This is a genomic window from Metabacillus sediminilitoris (genome assembly GCF_009720625.1).
Lineage (GTDB): Bacteria > Bacillota > Bacilli > Bacillales > Bacillaceae > Metabacillus > Metabacillus sediminilitoris.
This window is the reverse complement of sequence record NZ_CP046266.1, coordinates 4,721,503-4,740,988: the sequence shown is the minus strand read 5'-3', so window position 1 is coordinate 4,740,988 and position 19,486 is coordinate 4,721,503. Positions and strand designations below refer to the sequence as shown.

21 protein-coding genes are annotated in these 19,486 nt (G+C 34.5%); 12 read left to right on the top strand and 9 right to left on the bottom strand.

All coding sequences use genetic code 11. The annotated features are described in order from the left end of the window. The first annotated feature begins 165 nt into the window (after positions 1–165). The 5 genes from GMB29_RS22870 to GMB29_RS22850 all read left to right on the top strand — a co-directional run bounded on the left by GMB29_RS22870 (position 166) and on the right by GMB29_RS22850 (position 4,287). Positions 166–696: an HD domain-containing protein gene (locus GMB29_RS22870; protein ID WP_136352614.1), complete on the top strand. Its 531-nt coding sequence runs from the start codon at positions 166–168 to the stop codon at positions 694–696. A gap of 571 nt (positions 697–1,267) precedes the next feature. Beyond that, positions 1,268–1,948, top strand: a complete 681-nt coding sequence (locus GMB29_RS22865) for a zinc metallopeptidase (protein WP_136352615.1) — start codon at positions 1,268–1,270, stop codon at positions 1,946–1,948. Between the two features lie 291 nt (positions 1,949–2,239). After that, positions 2,240–3,355, top strand: coding sequence for an AI-2E family transporter (locus GMB29_RS22860; protein ID WP_136352616.1), 1,116 nt, complete (start codon positions 2,240–2,242; stop codon positions 3,353–3,355). 75 nt (positions 3,356–3,430) lie between these two features. Continuing rightward, on the top strand, positions 3,431–3,670 hold the full coding sequence (locus tag GMB29_RS22855; RefSeq protein ID WP_227551416.1) for a spore germination protein: 240 nt from the start codon (positions 3,431–3,433) through the stop codon (positions 3,668–3,670). A gap of 368 nt (positions 3,671–4,038) precedes the next feature. Next, the gene (locus tag GMB29_RS22850; RefSeq protein WP_136352761.1) at positions 4,039–4,287 is read left to right on the top strand and encodes a YueH family protein; all 249 of its coding nucleotides are present in this window, start codon (positions 4,039–4,041) and stop codon (positions 4,285–4,287) included. Between the two features lie 150 nt (positions 4,288–4,437). Here GMB29_RS22850 and hpaB read toward each other — a convergent pair whose 3' ends face one another. Then, complete coding sequence (gene hpaB, locus GMB29_RS22845; RefSeq protein WP_319941421.1) at positions 4,438–5,907, bottom strand: 4-hydroxyphenylacetate 3-monooxygenase, oxygenase component; 1,470 nt, start codon at positions 5,905–5,907, stop codon at positions 4,438–4,440. Between the two features lie 1,033 nt (positions 5,908–6,940). Next, positions 6,941–7,633 carry a TerC family protein gene (locus tag GMB29_RS22840; RefSeq protein ID WP_136352618.1) on the bottom strand — a complete coding sequence of 231 codons (693 nt, stop codon included), beginning with the start codon at positions 7,631–7,633 and terminating at the stop codon, positions 6,941–6,943. Between the two features lie 309 nt (positions 7,634–7,942). Between GMB29_RS22840 and GMB29_RS22835 the strand changes: the two genes are divergently transcribed. The 7 genes from GMB29_RS22835 (at position 7,943) to GMB29_RS22805 (ending at position 13,638) form a co-directional block, all read left to right on the top strand. Beyond that, complete coding sequence (locus GMB29_RS22835) at positions 7,943–8,167, top strand: hypothetical protein (RefSeq protein ID WP_136352619.1); 225 nt, start codon at positions 7,943–7,945, stop codon at positions 8,165–8,167. A gap of 360 nt (positions 8,168–8,527) precedes the next feature. After that, positions 8,528–8,668, top strand: a complete 141-nt coding sequence (locus GMB29_RS22830) for a DegQ family regulator (protein ID WP_136352620.1) — start codon at positions 8,528–8,530, stop codon at positions 8,666–8,668. Positions 8,669–9,045: 377 nt separating this feature from the next. After that, positions 9,046–9,987, top strand: a complete 942-nt coding sequence (locus GMB29_RS22825) for a polyprenyl synthetase family protein (protein WP_136352621.1) — start codon at positions 9,046–9,048, stop codon at positions 9,985–9,987. Between the two features lie 2 nt (positions 9,988–9,989). Beyond that, positions 9,990–10,148, top strand: coding sequence for a competence pheromone ComX (gene comX, locus GMB29_RS22820; protein WP_136352622.1), 159 nt, complete (start codon positions 9,990–9,992; stop codon positions 10,146–10,148). A 22-nt stretch (positions 10,149–10,170) separates the two neighbouring features. Then, positions 10,171–12,471 (top strand): sensor histidine kinase, encoded by a 2,301-nt coding sequence (locus tag GMB29_RS22815; RefSeq protein WP_136352623.1) that lies wholly within the window; start codon positions 10,171–10,173, stop codon positions 12,469–12,471. Between the two features lie 107 nt (positions 12,472–12,578). Then, positions 12,579–13,220 (top strand): response regulator transcription factor, encoded by a 642-nt coding sequence (locus GMB29_RS22810; protein ID WP_136352624.1) that lies wholly within the window; start codon positions 12,579–12,581, stop codon positions 13,218–13,220. Between the two features lie 28 nt (positions 13,221–13,248). Further along, positions 13,249–13,638, top strand: a complete 390-nt coding sequence (locus tag GMB29_RS22805) for a hotdog fold thioesterase (RefSeq protein ID WP_196305204.1) — start codon at positions 13,249–13,251, stop codon at positions 13,636–13,638. A gap of 65 nt (positions 13,639–13,703) precedes the next feature. Here the strand turns inward: GMB29_RS22805 and mnhG are convergent, their stop codons facing one another. From mnhG to GMB29_RS22770, 7 genes are read right to left on the bottom strand one after another with little or no spacing between them, the layout of a single operon-like run. Further along, the gene (gene mnhG, locus GMB29_RS22800; RefSeq protein ID WP_136352625.1) at positions 13,704–14,066 is read right to left on the bottom strand and encodes a monovalent cation/H(+) antiporter subunit G; all 363 of its coding nucleotides are present in this window, start codon (positions 14,064–14,066) and stop codon (positions 13,704–13,706) included. Next, positions 14,050–14,334, bottom strand: a complete 285-nt coding sequence (locus GMB29_RS22795) for a Na(+)/H(+) antiporter subunit F1 (protein ID WP_136352626.1) — start codon at positions 14,332–14,334, stop codon at positions 14,050–14,052. The genes mnhG and GMB29_RS22795 overlap by 17 nt, the downstream gene beginning before the upstream one ends. Then, on the bottom strand, positions 14,334–14,810 hold the full coding sequence (locus tag GMB29_RS22790) for a Na+/H+ antiporter subunit E (protein ID WP_136352627.1): 477 nt from the start codon (positions 14,808–14,810) through the stop codon (positions 14,334–14,336). The genes GMB29_RS22795 and GMB29_RS22790 overlap by 1 nt, the downstream gene beginning before the upstream one ends. Positions 14,811–14,815: 5 nt before the next feature. Next, positions 14,816–16,297 (bottom strand): Na+/H+ antiporter subunit D, encoded by a 1,482-nt coding sequence (locus GMB29_RS22785; RefSeq protein ID WP_136352628.1) that lies wholly within the window; start codon positions 16,295–16,297, stop codon positions 14,816–14,818. Beyond that, positions 16,290–16,628: a Na(+)/H(+) antiporter subunit C gene (locus tag GMB29_RS22780; protein ID WP_136352629.1), complete on the bottom strand. Its 339-nt coding sequence runs from the start codon at positions 16,626–16,628 to the stop codon at positions 16,290–16,292. The genes GMB29_RS22785 and GMB29_RS22780 overlap by 8 nt, the downstream gene beginning before the upstream one ends. Beyond that, entirely contained in the window at positions 16,629–17,066 is a 438-nt protein-coding gene (locus GMB29_RS22775; protein WP_227551415.1) for a Na(+)/H(+) antiporter subunit B, read from the bottom strand. Beyond that, complete coding sequence (locus tag GMB29_RS22770; RefSeq protein ID WP_136352630.1) at positions 17,063–19,468, bottom strand: Na+/H+ antiporter subunit A; 2,406 nt, start codon at positions 19,466–19,468, stop codon at positions 17,063–17,065. The genes GMB29_RS22775 and GMB29_RS22770 overlap by 4 nt, the downstream gene beginning before the upstream one ends. Between the last annotated feature and the right edge of the window lie 18 nt (positions 19,469–19,486).

The window sequence follows — 19,486 nt, the reverse complement described above, 5'->3', positions numbered from 1 at the left end:
TATCATATGATAGCTTTTTTTTGTTCCAATTTTTATTTTTTTACATATAAATAATAAAAGTTTGTTTTTTTAGGGAATGAACTGTAAGAGAACCTATCTTACTTGTTGATATGAATAAAGATATGTGTTACATTATTCTGAATATTTAGTTTAAGGAGGGTAACCATGCGACGAGTAAAAATAATGGATGTATTTAATCATCCAATTGCACAAAAATATTTAAATCGTTCAGGTGTTTCACACGCGATTAGAGTTGCCGGGTATGCTGTGCAGCTCGCCATTAAGCATGATGTAAATCCTGACATTGCAGCTAAAGCAGGCCTGCTTCATGACATTGGTCATTACGAATGGTATACAAATGGTAAATGGGATTATGAGGAATATAAAAAAAATGATATTCATGCGATTAAGGGAGCGGAACGTGCCCATAAGCTTCTTATTCGTCTTGGAGAAGATCGCCAATACGCAAAAGAGATTGCATTAGCCATTTTACTCCATACAGATTCCTACTTGCCTGAAAATTCAATGAAAAAAAATTCCCTGCAGCAAATTGTCCGTCTCGCCGACGAAATGGATGAAGAACCATTTGGTAAGCATCATTACCGTGAAATAAGCAGAGAAGATGCACTAAAAAAAATAAATAGACTTGATCAAGAAATAGAACAGCTGATTAATGAATATCGGAAGACAGTTTGAAATGTCGATGATAAAAAAATCGGGTGCAAGATGTTCTTTTTCTTTCATATACAATATTGATCAGTGGGTTAATAAATAAGAGCACACAGAAAAATTTCTTAATAGAATTTTACTGTGTGTTTTTTGAAATCTTTTGTTCTCAACATACATAATTTTAAATAAAAAATTGAAACCAACCACATCATTCATTCGTATAAACATCTATAGGTATGATGTCTCTTTTCTTTTTCCTTACGGTCATGTTATCAAGAAAAGTATAATGTTTGACTGTGGTGTTTGGGAAAGATAAGATAATAGTAATATATATAATGAGACAAATATGACTTTAACTGCATGATGACTGAGTAAAACGTATAGCATAAGGAAGTTGAGCAGGAAGGAAAGCACATTTTTAAGAAAATAGGTTAAGTTAAAAAGTAGTCAGAGTTTCATCATCCTCTTACAATACAGGTGAAGATGCAGCTAGTGCCAATCAGTGCTTATAGAGAAAGAAAATATGTTTCCGGTCGATACGATCATATTCAATATCGTGCATTTTTAAAAATTACTTTTAACAGGAGGAAAGATCAAGATGGGATTTCTTATTTATTTTATTATCATCATGGCTGTACCATTATTGATTCAATTGTATTTAAAAAACACGTATAAAAAATATTCAAATGTAGGCACATCATCAGGGATTACCGGTGCCGAAGCGGCAAGACGGGTTTTGGATGAGAACGGATTATATAATGTTAAGGTTGAACCAGTAAGAGGAAGACTAACAGATCATTATGATCCTAGAAGTAAAGTAGTTCGCCTTTCTCAAGACAATTACTATGGAAATTCGATTGCTGCTATCTCAGTAGCTACTCACGAAGTTGGTCACGCTGTGCAAGATAAAATGGATTATACTCCATTAAGAATCAGACACGCTCTTGTACCTGTTGCAAACTGGGGATCAAATTTATCCTTCTTCTTTATTCTAGCTGGTATGTTAATGCAAGCGTCTGGAATGTTCCTGCTAGGAATCATATTTTTTGCAGTTAGTGTCCTTTTTCAGGTAGTCACACTACCTGTCGAGTATAATGCTTCAGCTAGAGCCCATGATTTTATGGTGAGTTCGGGAATGATTCGAAACAACGAAGAGAGTGGCGCAAGAAAGGTTTTAAATGCCGCCGCTTTAACATATGTAGCAGCAACGATTATCGCTATTATGGAGCTATTACGTTTCATACTCATGTTTGTGGGTATGAATAATAATGAAGAATAATAAATAGTGTGCAGGATCGTTATTTGAAAATGATCATGCATGTAGAGGTCAGACTTAGAATATGTCTGACCTCTATTCTTTCATTTGTAAAAAGGCTGGATTTACTGGTAATCTTTTCTTATACCTTGTACAGTTTTTATAGATCTTAGAACTTTCTGAAACCATAAAATCAACAGATTCGTATACATAGTTTGTGATGTTACCATACTTATTCTAATCATGTGAGAATTTGTCTATACTAGCATAGAGATAAAAAGAGGAAGAGGATCCATGAAACAGGAGGAAAAAAATGTGCTAAAATCAAAGACCCATTTTTGGACATTGCAGATTTTACTGATGCTATTAATTGTCTATATTGGTTCAAAGGTATCTTTTTTATTTGAGCCAATCATCGTCTTTGCTTCAACTTTATTTTTCCCGATACTTATTGCGGGAATTCTATTTTTTATTTTTGCTCCAGTAGTTAAGTGGCTTGAGAAAGGTAAGGTGCCAAGAACATTAGCGATATTAATTCCATACATCGTTGCGATTGGTGTGGTTTCATTACTCATCGCCTTTATTGGTCCAATTCTTTCTGAGCAGGTTACAGATTTAATAAAAAATTTCCCGAGATATGTAAAGGAAATTAGTTCATTTGTCATTAATATGTCGCAAACCGGCTGGTTTGAATGGGTAATGGAACAGGAGTATGTATCACTCGAACAAATTGAAAATACATTGACAGGTTATGTAGGAAACTTACCTGAAAACATTACTACAAGTATCACAAAAGTTTTAGGTGTTGTAACAAATATAACGTTAACATTGATAACAGTACCGTTTATCTTATTCTATATGCTAAAGGATGGCCAAAAACTACCTTCAAAAGCAGTTTTAATCTTACCGAATGCATATCGTCATGAAGGGTTAAAGATTTTTGATGATTTAAATGAAACACTTTCAGCATATATTCAAGGGCAGCTAATTGTGTCACTTGCAGTAGGGATAGGCTGTTTTATCGGTTATACAATTATTGGATTAGATTATGCGCTTGTCCTTGGAATTGTCGTTGCAGTGGCGAATATCATTCCTTATTTAGGTCCGTTTATCGGGGCAGCACCAGCTGTTATTATCGCTTTACTTGAGTCGCCGACAAAGGCGTTATTAGCTGCGCTTGTTGTGTTAGTTGTTCAGCAAATAGATGGAAATTTTTTATCTCCACTCATTATTGGGAAACGCCTAAATACACATCCGTTAACGATTATTTTACTGTTAATCGGTGCCGGCAGTTTTGGCGGAATTCTGGGTATGATTTTAGCAGTACCAACTTATGGTGTGTTAAAAGCTGTGACGTTAAATATTGTTCGATTAATCAAGTTACGCATGAAATATAAACAAGACCTTAATAGTGAAAATTTGAAGATCTAGGCTGAACCCTTCCTTCATTTGAACATATAATGCTGATAAAGCTACTTGAAAGGCGATAGAAGTGGCAATCTACAATTGAAAAAGGGTGAGGAAATGCCTGCATTCGTAGGGCCGGTACAAGTAAATGAGGTAGAAGCCAATGCGATATTTAAAGTTGGCGATACATTTAGTTTATCACCTAAATCTTCGGATAAAACAACAGTTGGCTCAGGTTCAGTTAGCACTGGTGATTTCATTCAAACACAAAATCTCTTCAATATAACGAACTTCTATGATGCTGATTTAATTGATCAGCCATCCATCTTAAATAAATAGTATTTCAAAGGCTGATCTAAACAGATACATGAGAAAGCATGGCACTGTTGAGTCAGTCTTTTTTTTGAAGGCTCTTTTCTAAGAGAGTGTTGCTTTTAGAACGAGAACTATTTAAGTTTGATTGGAGCAGATTGCTGCACTCCTGCTAAGAGCAGTGGGACAGGTGAGACTCATGCAGGCGTTTACGCTAAGGAGGCTCACAGCCCGCCCCGCTAAAAAGCGAGCATCTCTCGCTGCAATCAACCACACACCGCACTACTTGGTAAATAGCAACAAAATTTGCGAAAACAGCCTTTTATTATTTGCTGCAAAAGAATAAAACAACTACTATAATAAAAGCAGCAGGAAATAGAAAGGATGAAATCGCTTTGAAAATAAGAAAGGCAAATGTACATAATGGTAATGAGCTTATTACAAATGTTTATATTTATGAAAATAAAAAACAAGAATTTAGTTTAATTGCCATTCCAGAGATAGAGTGGTCGACAACTGTTCAATATGAAGAAGAAAGAGGACTGCTAAAGTCAAGACTTATTGATTCCTTATCACAGCGTGTTCCGGTTGAAACGGCTGAAGAGTTAGCGAATAAAATGATTCACTGGGTTGGCGAAATGTAAGAGGTATAATAGTTAATGACAAAGAGGCAAAGCTTTCAGTTGCCTCTTTGTATTGCTTATTGGATAAAATCATTTATCTAGCTGTTGAAACAAAACCTTAATTGGTCAAACGCTTACAGGTGGAATGACTGGAACTACATCTTTAGTTGATCAAGATGATTGTTCATTTGTATGTGAGATGTCCAAAAATTCCTCAACTTGATTGGTATACTTGTCTCTTGGGTAGCCCATATATAGATTTGAGGAAAGTCTGATAGGATCACCAAAAAAATATCGTTCATATTGAGTTTGACGAGTTCCAAAAGCACTCATTGCTACATCCCAGGCAAGCCTGAATATTTTCGTCTTTGTTACAGCATTGCACCCGGATCCTTGGCAATAGTGATTTAAATCTTTCTGCAATGGAGAATGGAAGTCCTCTTCCGTTTGAATGGCAACTAATCCGCCTGCACCAATAAGCTGCAAAATTTCAATCATACGAGGGTAGAGTTTAGGGAACATATTTACTGCTACGTATAGGGAATGAGTATTTGGGATCATTGTCCCCCATTCATCAATAGATGCCTGTTTATCCGCACGATCCAACAAGGCGTTCATTGTTTCTAATCCAATAATTACTTCACTTATTTTTTCCCTAATATGATGGTATTCAGATAGATTCAGCGTATTTACCATCAATTGAGCAAGGCCAAGAATAAATTCAGTTTTTGTAATTTGCCTAATTACGACCTGCTGAAGTGTAAGTGGAGTAAAACTACTTCTTGAAAATAGTTGATAAGCAATGTCTGGTCGATGATAAAAAAACACACGTTCCCAGGGAACTAAGACGTTATCAAAAATAATCATCGTATCTATTTCATGAAAACGAGATGAAAGTGGATAGTTAAAATGAGATGCCCCCTGGTTATAGGATTCACGGCAAATAAACTTTACCCCATTTGTATCAGTAGGGATACTAAAAGAAAAGGCATATTCCTCCTCCATATTTTTAGCGCCAGATGGAAAGATTAAGACCTCGTCAGTCATGCCGCCTTGTGTTGCTAAAAGTCTAGCTCCTTTGACAATAAGTCCATCTGAAGTTTTTTTTATTATCTTTGTTGCGATGGGCTGGGCTGTTATTTCATCATAAGTTGAAGATCGGTTGATTTGAGGATTAATAAAGCTATGGGTGAAGGAGAGATCTCGTTCGCGAGCCGTTTCATATAAATTTATTAAGTTTTTACTAAATTCTTCATCCTGATCATTAAGTAAGCTTGCTGAGGATGATAGAGCCATAATGACCGTGTTTAAATAATCTGGTGTTCTTCCCATCATTCCTGCTGTTTTTGATGCCCATGTTTTCATCATAAATTTTCTAGCTTCGAGGTCTTCTTTTGTTTTAGGCTGTAAATATGATAGGCCGACTCGTTGATTCGTTTTTGGGGACTTGAACGTCATGTTCTCTATAAAGTCTGGGTGGACTTGTAAATCATAGAGAGAAGCTTTTGTTAACATCGCTCCTTTATAAACGGGATGTGCTGAAAGCTTTTCGGTTATTTGTTCACCTCGAATCCACACATTTGGCTTCATTTGATCCATGCGTGTTAAGTATTCCCTTCCACTTATGGCAGCCAATTTCATCACTCCTCACCGTCAAATATGTAACAATATATGCATCTGAAAATCTTAGGGTGAGGAGAATATGTAAAAATAATGTAATAAAATAGCGGAAACTTTTAAAAGGAATTATGCTTCTCAATAAGGAATAAAGATAATAGTAATATAAACTTAATGTTTGTAAGCGCTTTCTAAATGTTTAAATACCTGCACCAAGGAAAAAATAAGAAATAATATCTAATTTTGAGAGGTGTGAGTAATGTGCATGAAGAAAACTTTTTTAAAGGGATGATCTGGGCAACGTTTTTAAGTGTACCATTATGGTTATCATTTTTTGGCTGGATGAAGCTAACGATTGGATTATTAAAGTTTTTATAAATAGATGAAATCAGTATTTCACGATAGATGTCCAAGAGCCTCTTTCATTTAACATTTTTCTGTAAATTGGAAAATAATGTTATAGTAAAATACGATTCGAAAAAAGTGGGTATAGTTGTGAGGGGTCATTGGATGGAAGTGCTTGTAGTACGGCAACCTATTTTTACTCTCCTGTATTACGTCCTAAAATAAAATTAAGTCAATCAAACAGGCTATTGTCTTGCTGGAGCGAAATGAATAAATGGCCATATGGGCTCTCTATTAAAAGTATGCAAAATTCCAATAATGGTTGAAAAATGCAGGAAGTGATTAAAATGTCACTTATCCGTTCCAAATTATGTGAACAAATTGCTGTTCACACTGGCAGAAGCCAATCAGCAACATACATGTTAACTGGAATATTCTTATTAATTGTTACATGATTAAATCGTAATTTAGTTGATATTTTAAATGATTTACCCCTAACAGATGATATTCAAGAGGCACTCTTAGAAACGAAAAATGATCTCTATCAGGTTCTTTCATGGTCTATACAGATTGAACATTTCAAATGGGAATTAGAAGGATTGAATTTACCAAAAGAGGTCATTAATCAATTTTATATCCATGCTAGTAACTGGGCTTTAAGTATGATGGAAGCAAGGGATGCAAATATTTATACACAAAAAACTGCTAGTGTTTAACTAGCAGTTTTTTGTGTATCATGCAATGACTCTTTATTTCGCTTGCCTTTGAAATAACCAAACGCTACGACTGCTGCTACTACAATAAACTCAAATGCATATTGGAGCCATTCTTCTGCAAAAAAACCGGCTATAAAAGGTTCTTTTACAATCATTTTTGTAGCTGTCCAAGTTACCACAGCAGCACCGATTAAAATAATGATTGGATACTTTTCCATGAATTTCAAAATAATTGTACTTCCCCATACAACAATCGGAATCGAGATAAGCAGGCCAAGGAAGACTAATAAAAGACTTCCGTGTGCCGCACCAGCTACAGCTAGTACATTATCAAGCCCCATAGCAGCATCAGCTATGATGATTGTTCTAATCGCTGCCCACATATTATTACCTGATTCTACTTCATGTTTTTCTTCTTCTGTTATTAATTTGTAAGCAATCCAAATTAAAAGGATGCCTCCAATTAGAAGAAGACCAGGAACTTTTAACAAGTACACAACAAGCATAGTGGCAATCGCTCTAATAACAATTGCCCCAATGGTTCCTAAAATAATGACCTTTTTTTGCTGATCTTTAGGAAGCTTTCTGGCTGCAAGACCAATGACAATTGCATTGTCACCAGCTAAAACTAAGTCAATAACAATGATTGACAACAGTGCTGTAAAAAATTCAATAGAGAAAAAATCCATTTCTTTTTCACCTCACCTCTTCTATTTTTTGATTTTTGATAAACAATATTCTTGTAAAGATTTAACACAAAGAGGATTGTATGCAGATAGATATGTCTGTATAAAATAAATAAAAATAATGTGATAAATACATAAAGTCAGTAGCGGTTTTTACTATGAGATTTTAGAATAAATAAAAGAAAAAAATTTTTCTTTTTAAAAAGGAAAAATCCCCCTTACGTCGAAAGAAGTAATAAACTCGCTGTTTTTTCCTAATAGAAGTTGGTCTTTTAACTGGTAAAAGAACAATTAAAGGAGGTCATACGCTCAATGGGAGTGCAGCCTACATTTTTTGTATTAGATGATAAGATGGTTGCGGTTTTTTCGGTTATGAAAGACAATTGCAAAATTAAAATGGAATGCTTGTTTTCAAAAACTGGAATTGAGGATTACACCTTAGAGTATCATGGACCTATAGAGAAAAAAGCGGAATTAATTGAATTAGCTATTGTAAATGCACAAAATATATTTGATCATCAGATTTTAACCGTATAAAAATGGGTTGACCTTTTGCTTTTTCATTGAAAACAAAAGGTCAACTTTTTGTTTTTGGCTCTATTAAACTTGTTGATTGCAGCTAGAGGCGTTCGTTTTCACGACTTCAGCTACAGAACATTGTGCCAAAATCAATAATGAGCTATAACAGTACCTTGTTTTTAAAATCGGGTAAAAAGATGTATATAAAATATATATTTTGGACTATTGCGTTTCGTTTGCGGTATCACGCACCGTGTAGGATGAATTATTTTCGGTGAAAGGAACTGTCAATTAGATTAAAATGAAACTATAGAAAGCAGCATATATTGTATACGTTGGCCATGCATTCGTTTACCAACATAAAAGGAGTGTGAAACGATGGATCAGCAAAAAATTGATGAAATGACTGAGCTATTAATAAAAATTGAACAAGATATTAAAGAGACAAAAGAATCTTTACGTTGTATAAATAGAAGTATAGATAAGTATGATAAATACGCAATTCTGAATGTTTCTTAAAAAACTTGGCTACTAGCCAAGTTTTTTTATTTGGCTGTTTTCACAAACTTTGTTTCCATTTACCGAGTATTGAGGTGTGGTTGTTTGCTGCTAGAGGATGCTCGCTTCAGGAGTCTCGCAATCTGCTCCAATCAACCTTAAGAGTTTTCATTTTAAAGCAACAATCTATTAGATAAGAGCCTTTTATTTTTGAAGAAAAGGTGATTTGAAAATCAGGAGGGGATTCACTATTTGGGCTTGGTAATTTGCCAAACTTTTCTAATGTTTATATTGACAATTAAGAAAAAACTAGGAGAAAATGTAGTAGAGTAAGGGGTACATTATACTATTATTTCCTACTAAAAACCCTAGATGTATAGTAATATTAAGCTATAGAGGTGGTTGTTATAGCAGAAGTTGAGAGTCAATCTATTAAAAGGCACATGTTGCAATCTATTTCCTCACAACTAGAACATTCTGAGCTACAAGATCTATTATTTTCTTTTGTGGAAGACAAGCAAATCGTTAATTTTGGACAATTAGCCATCATTCATCATGAGGCATTTGGCGGTAAAGACTCAGAAATTATACAACTAGCCGCAGCAATTGAATTACTAATTTTATCTTTTGACATGTTTGATGATCTTGAGGATTTAGATAATATGAAAGAACTATGGATGCAAATTGATCGCTCCATTGCAATCAATGCTGCAACAACACTTTACACAATAAGCCAACAAACTGTTTTAAACCTCTCCTCACCATATAAACATCAAGTACTATCAGCGTTTTTACAATTCTCCATGAAAGCAATGGAGGGACAACATGATGATTTGCAAAATTTAATGAGCACAGAAGAAGAATGTTTGCATGTGATGAAGCGTAAAGCAGGTTCCCTTATTGCTTTAGCTTCGGTAAGCGGAATGTTGTTAGCAGGGGCTAATTTCCCTGAAGTTGAAGAATATTCATATCAAGTTGGAATTGCTGCACAAGCAGATAACGATTTCAGAGATTTATTTAATTTAAATAAAAATGACATCACTTCAAAAAAAAAATCTCTTGCATATCTTTATTTAGAGAAAGGCTACAATGAACATTCTCATGTATTAATGAAGTTTATTGAAAGTGGCAGAGAAATAATAGAAGAATTCGGCAGTATCGAAAACTATAAACAAATTCTGTTCGATTCAGGTGTGATGCAATACTTAAATGTAATTAAGCAAGTTGCTATTAATCGAGCAAAAAAGAAAATAGAAAGTTTAGACATAAAAGAAATTCATATAGAGAAAATTAAATCTCATTTGATAATAAATAAAAAACCAACTAATAAGGAGAGATAACCATGCAAGAAATCGTAAACTTTTTAATTGAAAATCCAGACGTACTAGAGAAAGTTGTTAATGGCCAAGCAAGCTTATTAGGTGTGGAATTAGACGATGTTTTAGGAGTAATAGAGGGAATTCTTGGTTCAGCTTCATTAAAAAATTTTTATTGGATTTAATATTAATTGAAAGGTGTTATTAATGCGTATTACCTTTAATAGAATAATTCAAATAGCAGTCATACTCAGCATAATTGTAACTTTTTACACCATACACTTGAATTATAAGTATCCGTATGTTGGAGCTGGTGTTAAAGTAACAAGTGATAATGAAATGTTGATAAATGTTATTGAACCAAAGACGTGGGCTGAAAAAGTTGGCATTCATCTAAACGACGTTGTTTTAGAAATTAATAATGAAGATCCGTTGTTACACAGCCCAGCTATAAAATATGGAATTCTTGAACAAGTATATGATTTAAAGGTTTTACAAAATGGTACAATAAAAGAATTTGAAATACCAACATCACTTATTAGTTATCAAAGTTTGTTTATTATAATAATTCCTTTGACTGTCCTTTTTTTATGTTTATTTTGTATTTTTTTCGTCTATCGAACAAACAAAGGTGTAAATTTAAGGTCTGCTCACTTTTTAAATTTGTTTCTTTTAATTATTGGTATGGCATATATAAGTGCAAGTGGTTCTTCAAGAGGAGATTCAATAAGTCGATATATTAATTTGACTCTTTTTTTATTAGTTCCTGTGAGCTACCTTCATTTTATATATCAATATTTTCAAGAATTAGGAAAAAAACTATTTAGTTTCAATTTCCTAAGAATTGGCTATCTCCTGGTAATTATTAACTTCGTTTCAGAAATAGTTCAAAATATGCTAATAGTAAACAACTTTGATTTTAATAGAATATTAAATCTATGTTCATTTTTATTCTTACTTGTTTTAACCTTTGTTTTAAAGTTTACAGGTCTGAAAAAAATAAAATATTCTGAGCAAGCTTATATAGTAAAGATTCTTATAATGACAAACGTAATAGCATTTACACCCTTTTTACTATTTTACGTTATACCATATGTTATCTTTCAAAAGTATATCTTTTCAGCAACTTTTTTAGCTGCCTTTTTATTATTAATTCCTTTTTCTTTGGTATATCAATTCTTAGCTACTAAAATATATGATATAGATTTTCTATTAGGAAGAATTAGGTATTACTCATTATTAGCAGTTATTCCCTCATTTATTATAGTAGGAATTATGCTCTTATTAAAAGAAAATAACCCAACCTTTTATCCAATTAGGCTATCTGTATATATCTATTTAGTAATAGTTTTAATATTCTATTCCAAAGAAATCTTGGATTTCCGCTTTCGATTTAAAAGATTTTCTGAAAAATATAACTATCAAGATAGCATTTTTAAATACACACAAAGTATCAGAAAGGCAAGTAATTTAGAGCATGTTGTTTCTGAGTTAAAACAAGTTATTTTAGATGTTTTACTTGTAAGTAAAGCTTATTTTATTGAAGTGGATCGTGAAAAAAATCTTACATCTGTTGATTTAAACGCTAAAGAAGCGGATTATAGCCCATATATTAAACAGATAAGAGATGTAACTGATGAAATTGGGAAAATCATCGAAGTAGATCGAGGATTTGTCATTAATACTGGTGAAACTGAAAATAAAAGCTATGTTTTGCTTTGCTTATCTATTCTTAATACACCAAGACTCACAAGAGACGAAATTTCTTGGTTAAAAACCTTATCATTCTACACAAATGTTTCTTTAGAGAATTTTTTAAAGATTGACGAACTTATGCAGCATATGCAAAAGCTTGAGACAGAAGGACATAATCCAGGCTGGCTGACGAAGCTGTTGTTTTCGATCGAAGAGAAGCAACGTTCTAATTTAGCGAAGGATCTTCACGATTCTGTGCTGCAAGATTTAGTGTCTTTAAAGAGACAGTGTGAGCTTGCATTAGTTGAAGTTGATGCGGATTCAAGTCAATTAAAGAAAAAGCTGCAAGAGATGAATAGCAGTATGACAAAGATCATTAAAACGACACGTGAGACATGCCAAGAACTTCGTCCACAATTACTTTATGATTTAGGTTTAGTAAAAGCATTAAATAAGCTTGTTATGCAATATCAGGAATATGTTGATTTTGACATTCGTATCAATACAGGCAACTTTACAATAACACTTGATATTGATACACAATTAAACATTTATCGCATTGTTCAAGAGCTTTTAACAAATGCACACAAACATTCAAAAGCATCACAAGTTCTTATTATATTAGTTTGTATTAAAGAAAAAATTGTTCTGCATTATGAAGATAATGGAGTAGGCTTTGAATATAGAGATTTTTATGATAAGACTGAAAGTATGGGCTTGTCGGGAATTAGTGAGCGTGTAAAAGCATTAAAAGGCTCAATTACGATAAATACGTCAAAAGGTAATGGATTAAAAATTGATGTTGAGATATAGTAAAAAGGACTTGGCTGGTGCCAAGTCCTTTTATAAAGTTATATAATATAAATATAATTAAGAAACATTTCAAGAAACAGATAGGATCTTGTAAAAGGGTGAGATGAATGATACATATTTTAGTCGTAGATGATCATCCAGCAGTTCGAGAAGGTACAAAAGCAATACTTGAGGCTGAGCCAGGGATTAAGGTTGATTGCTTAGATCCTCCATATACTGTTGAAGCAATAAATAATATTGACTTATCACCATTTGATGTGATTTTAATGGATTTAAACTTAGGTGATATAAATGGGATGGAAATATCGAAAACAGTCATACATAAGAATCACTCTTGTAAAATCATTCTATACACTGGATATGATGTTTGGGATTATTTCGATGAAGCCATTCGAATTGGTATCCATGGAGCTGTTAGTAAGACAGAATCAAAAAAGAAACTATTAACCTATATTCACCATGCAATTGAAGGTGACATTGTAGTACCGTATCAATATTTTAAAAATCTGCTTAGTCAGAAACAAGCGGAAATGATTGAAACAAATTCGGACCGACAAGACTTTAATGAACGTGAAAAAGCGATCTTGCAAGAAGTTGAAAAGGGACTGACAAATCAGGAAATTGCCGATCATCTTCATCTAAGCAAAAGGTCGATTGAATATAGCTTAACAGCGATATTTAATAAGCTAAATGTTAGTACGCGTACAGAAGCAGTTCTTATTGCAAAAGCAGAAGGAATCATTGATTAACATAATGAAGTGGTAAAGGGGGAGTTAGATGGACATCGATATTAAAAATACATTGATGGAAGCCTTAGGCATTACGATAACATCTGTTACAGCTGAAGAAGTTGTTGCAACAATGCCTGTTGATCAACGCACACGTCAAACATATGGTATGTTACATGGTGGAGCCTCTGTTGCATTAGCAGAAACAGTTGCAAGTGTAGGAACCTACTATTTAATTAACCATGAAACTGAAATTTGTGTCGGTATGGAAATAAACGCTAATCATGTTCGCGGAAAAGAGTCAGGAATGGTTACCGCATATGCAAAGCCTTTACATCAAGGAAAGACAACAATGGTATGGGAAATTAAGATAGTTGATGAAATGGATCATTTAATTTGTATATCACGTTGTACAATGGCCGTTATAAAAAAGAAATAATCAATAAACTATCAGCTGCCTCGTTTGATCGACACGAAAATTTGAAATAAAAAAAGTAGATAAGCTTATTGCTCATCTACTTTTTTACGTTTCCTAGCTTTTTGTAAATCATCCTGTACACTGTTTTCCCATAATGGCACTCCAATATTGTAAGCGGCTCTCATGATAAGATGACCAGCAATAGGTGAAGTGATAAAGACGAATACAATTCCTAAAAGTACCCTTGCGTTAGCTACATGATCTATTAGTAAATAATAAAGAAATAGTCCAAGCAGTATACTTAGAACTCCTAAGGTTGCACTCTTTGAGGCAGCATGATTGCGTGTATAGGCATCAGGCAGTCTGACAACACCGATCGCTGCAAGTAAGCTTAGTAATGAACCAAGGAGAATGAGAAGTCCTACGACAAATTTACTGATTTCGATCATTTTCGATGATTTCTCCCTTCTCCAGCCACTTTGAAAAGGCAACTGTTCCAATGAATGCGACGATTCCAATAAGTAAAATGATCTCTACGAATGCACTGGAATCAATTGCAATCGAGAGGATGGCCGTAATGGCAATCAAGTTAATGCCTATTGCATCAAGGGCGATGACTCTGTCTGGTGTTGTAGGCCCTTTTACAAGGCGAAAGACGAATAATAAAGATGAGATGGCAACGATGAATAACGAGAGGCCGATGATAAATTGAAACATTATCGGCTCACCTCCTTAATTGCTTTTTCAAATGAATTTTTAATATCGAGCTTAGCTTGTTCAACATCATCAATATCCATTGCGTGGATATAAAGTGTCTTATTATCTTCAGATACTTCTATTACAAGAGTTCCTGGTGTTAAGGTAATTAAATTTGAAAGTAACGTGATTTCCCAATCCTTTTCAAGATCTGTTTCTAAGGCGAAAATCGCTGGCTGCATCGAAAGTTTAGGAGATAAGACAACTTTTACAACACCTATATTTGCTTTTACTAGTTCACTGCAAAAGAGGAAAAAAAGTTTGATCACGGCCATGACGTTTAATAGATAAAAGCGTTGTTTGAAAAATCTCCGTAGAAAAAATAGAATCAACGCTCCAAAGAAATACCCTTTGAAAAAGGCAAGTGATGAATAATCATTTGATAGAAACATCCAAATATATGCGAGAAAAAAGTTTAGTAATAGTTGAAATGCCATATGCACTACTCCTTCAATACGGCTTGAATATAAATTGTTGGGTCAAGCAAAGTATCGGCAGCTTGAGAAATATAAGGTGATATCCATTCTACACCGAGACCATATGCAGTAGTTAAAGCGATTAAAATTACAATTGGTATTAATAGGCCTTTCGGTGATTTCTTTTGAACGAGAAGTTCTTCTTTCGGTTCTCCCCAAAACCCATGAATAAAGATTTTCATAACAGAGTAAAGTACAAGTAAGCTCGACATGAGAACAATGAATGCAATTGTATATTCTCCGGCTTCAAAACCGCCTTGTACGATTTTTAGTTTCCCAACAAATCCACTAAATGGCGGAATCCCTGCTAAAGACAATGCTGCAATAAAGAACATCCAACCTAAAAACGGATGACTTGCTATCAAACCGCTAAATTTTCGTAAATGGCTTGTCCCTGTTATAGCGATGATCACACCAACTAATAAAAACAGAGCGCCTTTAATGATCATATCATGAATTAAATAATAAACAGATCCTTCAACTGCCTCTGGAGTGTTTGCGGCAATTCCAAATAAGATCACACCAACAGCAGTGATAATATTATAGATAACAATTTTCTTGATATCCCAAAAAGCGATTGCGCCAATCGCACCAAATATGATTGTTAAAGCTGCTAACCAAGCAAGAATTTGATGTGTAAAGGATGGGTCATGATAAAAAATAAGTGTGTACACACGTGTAATCGAATAGACACCAACCTTTGTCAACAGTGCACCAAATAAAGCGGTTACGACTGTTGGCGGTGCTTGATAGGAACCTGGCAGCCAGAAAAATAATGGAAAAATGGCTCCCTTCAGCCCAAACACAATTAAAAATAGGATGGCAAGGACAGTTATATAACCCGATTGCCCCATTTCAGAAATTCTGACACTTAAATCAGCCATGTTTAATGTGCCAGTGACCGCATAAAGGTAAGCAACAGCAATAACAAAAAGGGCCGATGAAATAACATTCACTAGGATGTACTTAATTGATTCTTGCAGCTGTATTTTTCTACTGCCTAAAACTAGCAGCAAATAGGAAGACATCAGCATGACTTCGAAAAATACAAAAAGATTGAAAAGGTCGCCTGTTAAAAATGCACCTGAAACACCTAAAATCAAAAATTGTACGCCAGGATAGAAGAAAAATTTCTCCCGATCATGGCTAATCGTTGAGAAGGCAAATAACAATGATGTAAAAGCGATAATACTTGTCGTTAATACTAAAAGACTTGAGTACATATCTGCTACAAGTACGATCCCATATGGCGCCTTCCAGTTTCCGACCGCTAATGTTTGAATGCCGCTTTCGTGTACACGTTGTACGATGACAGAAGAAATAATAATGCCAGCGAATGATGCTATGGCACTTATCCACTTCTGTACTTTTATGTTTTTATTGAAAAAGATTAATATAATCGCTGTAAACAGCGGTATGATGATTGGTAAGATAATTAAGTTATTCATAATCATTTCCCCTTAGTTGATCCATATCATCTGTTCCAAGCTCCTGATATGAGCGGTACGCGAGAACGAGGAAAAATGATGTAACCCCGAAACTAATAACGATTGCTGTTAAAATTAACGCTTGGGGGAGTGGATCAACATACCATTTTGCATGTTCACCAAGTAATGGTGCAGCTCCATTTTTTAGACCGCCCATCGTTAAAATTAAGAGATGTGCACCATGACTTAACAAACCAGTACCGATAATAATCCGCAATATACTTTTAGAGAGCATTAAATAAGTGGCTGCACTAAATAAAAAACCACAGATTATACACATTAAAACTTCCATTTATTCTGTCTCTCCAATCGTTTGAATAATCGTCATTGTTACACCAATAACAACGAGATAAACACCTAAATCAAACAAAACAGCGGTAGCTAAAGATGTTGTCCCAAGAATAGGGAGATCAACATAACTAAATGTGTGAGTTAAAAATGGAGCGTCAAAGAAAAATGAGCCAACCCCAGTTAACAAAGCGATAAGCAATCCAGTTGCTGTCATTTTAATGTAGTCTATTGGTAAAAACGCTAGGACCGTTTTTAAATCAAAGGCTAAGAGTAAAAGGACAATGGCACCTGACGTCAATAATCCACCGATGAAGCCACCGCCCGGTGTATAATGGCCTGAAAAGAAGAGATGCCATGAAAACAAAATGATAATAAATACAACCACTTTTGTTGCAGTTTGGAGGATGAGATCATTCGTTTTTATGTTTGTTTTCTTCATCTTTCTTCCTCCTTTCTGACTTGAAGACGAATCATGCCGAAAATACCTAATGAGGCAATTCCTAGTACAGTTATTTCAAATAATGTATCAAACCCTCTAAAATCTACAAGTATGACATTGACCATATTTTTCCCGCCTGCTAACTTGTAGCTGTTTTCAATAAAATAAGTGGAAATTGTTTCGGAAACACGCTGGCTATTTGCCGATAATGCCAGTAAGGAAACGATTGTTCCAACACCTAATGAAATAATAAAGTTTGGCCAATTAAAATTAAGCTTTTTCTCTGGCTTTTTAAACTCTGGCAAATGATAAAAGCAAAGTAAAAACAATGCTACAGATACAGTTTCAACAGATAGTTGAGTAAGAGCTAAATCAGGTGCTCTAAAAAGGACGAAAAAGAGTGAAACTGTATAACCTACTGAACCAAGTGCTATGATCGATGTCAAACGAGATTTGGCAAAAAGAGAAGTGATTGTTCCAATCAAAATGACACCTGCAAGAATCACTTCATAAATACCAACAGATGCATTTCCTTCTAAGCTGAATGAAAATCCACCTTTAACAGCAAGTGATGTTCCTAAAATAACAATAAAGAAAGTAAAGATATACAAAAGGTAGTTTCGGATAGAGCCTGTCATGTAAAACCTTGTGAGATGAAACGATGATTTATCAAGGCTGTACAAGGCTGCGTCATATCCTTTATTAATCGTTAATCTTTCAGGGATAAATCGATAAATACCGCTCCATTTTCTAAGTGTGAAATAACCAAGTATCCCCAATGCAACAACTCCTATTGTCATATACAACTCCAAAGTAAAGCCATGCCAAGGTGAAATATGAACATGGAAATGCTCGCCATCACCAAGTACAGCAGGAATGATTGAAGCCATTGCCGGCTCAATGATCGTATATGCTAATAAATTAGGGAAGAAAAAGAACACAATGACAAGTGAAGCTAAAATAATTGGAGATATAAGCATTCCTATTGGTGCTTCATGTGGTTTTTTCTCCAGTTTTTCTGGCTGATACTTGCCTGTAAACGTCTTAAAGACAAGAACCATACTATAAATAAATGTGAAAATACTTCCAACCCATGCTACGATCGGGAATAAAAGTCCCAGTGATTCTAGATTGAAGATATTCAATTCAACGATACGAATCATACTTGAAAAGAACATTTCTTTACTAAGAAAACCATTGAAGGGCGGCAAGCCAGCCATTGAGAATGCACCAATAATCGATATGGTAAACGTAATTGGCATTAAGCCCATTAATCCACCTAATTTTCGAATATCACGAGTGCCTGTTTCATGATCAATGATACCTACGATCATAAATAAACTTCCTTTAAATGTTGCATGATTCATTAAATGAAACATTGCAGCTAAAATGGCAACTGTATAGTAGCTGTCATCAATCGAATCAAGAGCTATTGCAGCTGAGCCAACACCAAGCATTGACATAATCATCCCGAGCTGACTGACAGTTGAGAAGGCTAAAATCCCCTTTAAATCTGTTTGTTTTATAGCATTAAACGATCCCCAGAACATGGTGAAGATTCCAAAAGCGGATACAATCCAGAACCATTCAGGTGTTCCAGCGAAAACTGGACTAAACCTTGCTACTAAATAAATACCTGCTTTAACCATTGTTGCTGAATGTAAATAAGCACTAACAGGTGTAGGCGCTTCCATCGCATCAGGTAACCAAATGTAAAATGGAAATTGTGCAGATTTTGTAAATGCCCCGAAAAGAATAAGGATTAATGCTGGGATAAACAAATGATGTTGAGCAATTGTTGGAACTTGCTCAATAATTTCTCTAATACTAAACGTATTCGTCATCATATAAAGCATGATGAAGCCACCGAGCATAAGAAGGCCGCCAAAGATTGTGATCATCATTGATTTCTGAGCACCATAACGTGATTTCTCTCGTTCATACCAATATCCAATTAAGAGAAAGGATGAAAGGGATGTAAGCTCCCAAAAAGTATAAAGAACAATTAAGTTATCTGATAAAACAACTCCTAGCATTGCACCCATAAACAGGAGTAAGTATACATAAAATGTATTTAATTGTTCCTTTACCTTCGATAAATAATAAATGGAATAAAGAATAACAAGGGCACCGATTCCTGTAATAAGCAGGGCGAATAGCAAACCTAAACCATCTATGTATGCTGTGAAATTGATGCCGAGAGAAGGAATCCAACTGGCTGTATTCCTTATTGTTTCCCCATTCATGGTGGATGATATGAGTGAGAGAAAATAAACAAAAAGCAAAATCGGTAGTGGTAAAATGAACCAACCTGTATGAATTTTCTGAAAATAATTATGAAGAAATGGCACAAGTATGGCAATGATAAATGGTGATAGAATTGCCACATGAAGTAATGTCATCTATAAACCTCCTTACAT